Annotated in this window: 2 protein-coding genes and 2 pseudogenes; all 4 read right to left on the bottom strand. The window is 55.8% G+C overall.

Translation table 11 applies throughout. The annotated features are described in order from the left end of the window. A pseudogene (locus tag ABX962_RS31615) lies at nt 1–1289 on the bottom strand (hypothetical protein); the annotation flags it as partial. Nucleotides 1290–1301: 12 nt separating this feature from the next. Beyond that, complete coding sequence (hisA, locus tag ABX962_RS31620) at nt 1302–2030, bottom strand: 1-(5-phosphoribosyl)-5-[(5-phosphoribosylamino)methylideneamino]imidazole-4-carboxamide isomerase (RefSeq protein WP_372725581.1); 729 nt, start codon at nt 2028–2030, stop codon at nt 1302–1304. Between the two features lie 76 nt (nt 2031–2106). Beyond that, on the bottom strand, nt 2107–3351 hold the full coding sequence (locus ABX962_RS31625; RefSeq protein ID WP_372725583.1) for a Glu/Leu/Phe/Val dehydrogenase: 1245 nt from the start codon (nt 3349–3351) through the stop codon (nt 2107–2109). 465 nt (nt 3352–3816) lie between these two features. Continuing rightward, nucleotides 3817–4197 (bottom strand): annotated as a pseudogene (locus tag ABX962_RS31630) (hypothetical protein); the annotation flags it as partial.

Below are 4197 nucleotides of genomic sequence, written 5' to 3' on the forward strand. Positions count from 1 at the left end.
GTCACCCCTTCGGTCTTGACGACCAAACGATCCTTGGCGGCGATCTTGGCTTTGACTTTGCCCGCCGTCCAGTGTTCTTCGAGCCCCGTCACGCTTAACCAATCCGCTTTGGCATAGCGAGTGGTGTAGGTCACAAATTCGATCTCGCGGCGTGGCTCAGGCACCGGTTCGGCGGCAATGGCCGCCAATTGACGATCAATTTCCGCAATCGAAACATCGTCGACTTTGTGAGCCATCTTGGCCCCGATCACGTAGGGAAACTCAAAACCAGCCTGCTTCGCCGCAGCAACCACACGATCGGCCGCCTGTCGCTGCTTGTCGACTTCACCACTGTAGGCCACCGGATGCGTGTTTTTCAGGTTGGTGACCCAGGGCAGCACGTCGTACCAACGAAGTAGTTTCTGACGAACCGCATCGATCGCAAACGGTGGGTTCGTCTGCCAGCCTTGGTAGACGATTGTATCCACAAACCCGGCTCCTGGATTAGCCGCAAACCACGTTAGCGGATCATGGACCGCCAAGTGCCAACACCCGGCACCGCCCATCGAGAACCCTCGAATCGCAATCTGATCACGATCGATCGGTAGGATTCGTTCGCTATGACGGATCGCCTCGTAGACATCGGTTTCCCCGGCGAATTTGAATGCGTTGCAGTGACGCCCAAACGGATGCAGCACGATCGTGTCGGCGGGCGCGTAGGTCCCCACCTTGCTGATCCGCTCGATCAGAAACGGAATCTCCGTCTTGGTATCGCCACGCCCGTGCAGCCATACATCCAAGCGGTGCGGCGATGTCGTCCCTAATTGAAACCCCGCAGGGATCACCAAACCGTATGGCTGGACCGAGTCGTCGATATCGGAAACAAATCCGCCGACGACCATTTGCGGCTTGTCGCTGCTGCGAACGGAGACACCCAATAGTGCCAAACCGCGTGTTCCGGATCTCGCTGCCGCGAGCCGACGCTCGGCTTCGTCGAGCAATTTGGCGGCGTCTTTGGTTTCGGAAGCTTTGTAAAAGCGATTTTGCGTAATCGCCAAGCGAACCGCGCGGGTCAGCACGCGAATGTCTGGCTGCCAGCTTGATGAATCGGTTTCCGCTTCCGCCAACGCGTCGATCTCGCTGTCCAACCGCTCGACTCGCGACGCCAATGCGTTTTTAACTTCTTGATCGATTTCGATCCCCGGCGGCGGCAACTGCTTGTAATCCTCCGCCAAGACGATTGCCGAAGTCCAAACTGCGATGACAAACGCAACACAGCCGAAACACTGCTGAATTCGCAGACCCTTCATATCACGGCCCCCTTACAAATCGCTTGCGATTTTGACGACGTCCTCTAAGTTCATCGCGCCGTCGTACAGGGAGCGTCCAATAATCGCAGCCGGCATATCCATTTCCACCAACTGACGCACATCCTCGAGCGTCGTAACTCCGCCGCTAGCGACAAGCGGGATATCGGTGGCCGAGGCCATTTGGGCAAGCCCGTCAAAATTGGGGCCACTCATCATTCCGTCACGCGCGATGTCGGTATAGATGATCGCGGCGATGTTTGCGGTGCGGCTGCGAAGATCTTGAGCCAATTCGATCGCCGGTGTCGTGCTGGTTTCCAACCAACCATCGGTGGCGACCATGCCATCGCGAGCATCGATGCCGGCAGCCAACTGGTCTGGATAGCGGTCGCACATTGACGCGAACCACGCGGGTTGTTTCAGTGCTTGCGATCCCACGACCAGCCGCGTCAGCCCGAGGCCCAACAACAGCTCGATTGCGGCTTCGTCACGCACACCGCCGCCGAGTTGGCACGGCAATCCGGTCGCTTCGACAATCCGCTTTGCCGCATCACGATTTCGCTCGGGGTCATCGCCCCGCGCGGCATCGAGGTCGACCAAGTGCAAACGCTTCGCGCCCGCGTCTTGCCATCGCTTGGCGAACTCGACGGGGTCATCACCAAAGATCGTTTGGCGATCGTAGTCCCCCTGTTTCAGGCGGACCGGTTTGCCATGACGCAGATCAATTGCGGGCCAGATTTCCAAAACGATAACCTCTCGATAAATCGATATTTTTAAACATAGATGCGTAGGGGTAATGGGTATTAGATAAAACGCAAGGCTAGGAGGTAAGCCCGGCCAATTCGGCGGCTCGACGGACTCGCGTGATCCCGATCATGTAGGCTGCAATCCGCAGCGAAACGTTGTTTTGCTGAGCGGTCTGCCACACGTTCTCAAACGCTTCGTTCATCGTGTGATCCAGTTCTTGCCGAACACGATCCAAGGTCCAGCGATAGTGCTGGCGATTTTGGACCCATTCAAAATAGCTGACCGTCACCCCGCCGGCATTCGCCAAGATATCGGGCAAGATCGTGACCCCTTTTTCTTGCAAAACCGCATCAGCTTCGGGATCGATCGGACCGTTGGCCGCTTCGATAATGATCGAGGCATGAATGTCGTCGACGTTCTCGGCTGTAATCACACCGCCTAGTGCCGCGGGAATCAAGATATTCACATCCTGCAGACTCATCAGTGCATCGACGGGCAAACACTCGCAGTGCTGGTAGCCTTCGAGCAGACCTTTGGGATGATTCAATTTGTGACGCAGGACTTCGGAGATATTCAATCCATTGGGATCGTAATAGGTGCCCGTCAAATCGCTGACCGCGATGATCGGAAACTCCGACTCGTACAAAAATTTTGCCGCATGGGTCCCGACATTCCCAAAACCTTGAATTGCGGTTTTGGCCGCCGCCGGTTTGACTCCCAATCGCTTGGCCAATTTGACGGTCAGCGAACCCACCCCACGGCCGGTTGCCTCTTCGCGACCACGCGCACCGTATTCCTCGACAGGCTTTCCAGTGATCACCGCAGGATTGAAACCGTGATACTTTTCCCATTGGTTGCGGAACCATGCCATGACTTGATGATCCGTTCCCATGTCGGGCGCGGGGATGTCCGTATCGGGACCGACGATGTCATGAATTTGGTCAACAAATGCACGCGTCAGTCGCTCGATTTCTCGTTTGGACATTTTCGAAGGATTGACACCAATGCCTCCTTTTGCACCTCCATACGGCAAGTTAACCACCGCGGTCTTCCACGTCATCAAACTAGCCAGCGCCCTCACTTCGTCCAAATCAACTTGCGGGTGATACCGCAAACCACCCTTCATGGGACCACGACTGTTGTCATGCTGAACGCGGAAACCGACGTAGTTGGCCAATGATCCATCGTCGCGTTCGATCGTAACTTGGACTTGCACCTCGCGACTAGGCATTAACAACGCTTCACGTAGCGAGGGTTCAATATTGAGATGCTCGGCTGCTGCATCAAAAAAGATCTGGGTCGATTCAAACGCTCGCATCGGCGTGTCTCCATCGTTTGTGAGGGGGGGCCCTACACGGTTAAAAATTGATCAACTAAATCACTGCCGACCACGCTCGTTACGCATGATGCAAAATCAGTACCGAAGTCCGCACGGCGAGCATCCTATGCCAGCCACTCTTGGCACTCAGCGAGTGTTTTTGTAGCGGGAATCGCTAACCGCCCGGTGTTATCACTGTGTATTCAACGCGCTGCCGCCGGACGGTATTCGGAATAGGGTTAGGATACCAAGTTCGCCACCTCGAGTGATGGGGAGTGCCCGGCAACCATCCCTCCCCCAAAAAAATGAAGTCCTGCCGAGGGAACGAGCAAATAATAGGTGTCCAGATTCGAGTGGGGCCGGTTCCCACCGGCCGTCCTTGACCGCTCGATCGAGTCGGCCGGTAGGAATCTGCCCTACGCTCTGTCGACGCTTCAATAGATGACCGTTAATTCTCATTCGATGCTATGCGGCACGGCGGTAAGGCATCGCAATTGGTGCCTCGGCCGGTGGGTCCGCTGGCTTATCGACGCGAGTTACCGTTTGACGAGATTGAAGTCGCCGCTGCCGCTCTTGTTTCCAGAGTAATTCGTCGTGATAGATTTTCACCACACGGTGGATAATATCGACCTCCGCTGGCAAATGCCGTCTTAACTGCCCGGTGCGTTGGTACTCTTCGACCAGACTCTCAAGTTCATCTTGAATCCATTTTGACTCGATGCGGTTGGCCCAAAGTCGAAACGGTGTTTTGATCGTCGCCGCAACGAAAGGCTGCCACAGTGAAAACGTGGGGAGCGAGTCACCGCGGATATGTTCGGCTTCGCTCGCGATGCGTTCCAGCACACA

The sequence above is a fragment of the Novipirellula sp. genome, from assembly GCF_041583735.1.
GTDB lineage: Bacteria > Planctomycetota > Planctomycetia > Pirellulales > Pirellulaceae > Novipirellula.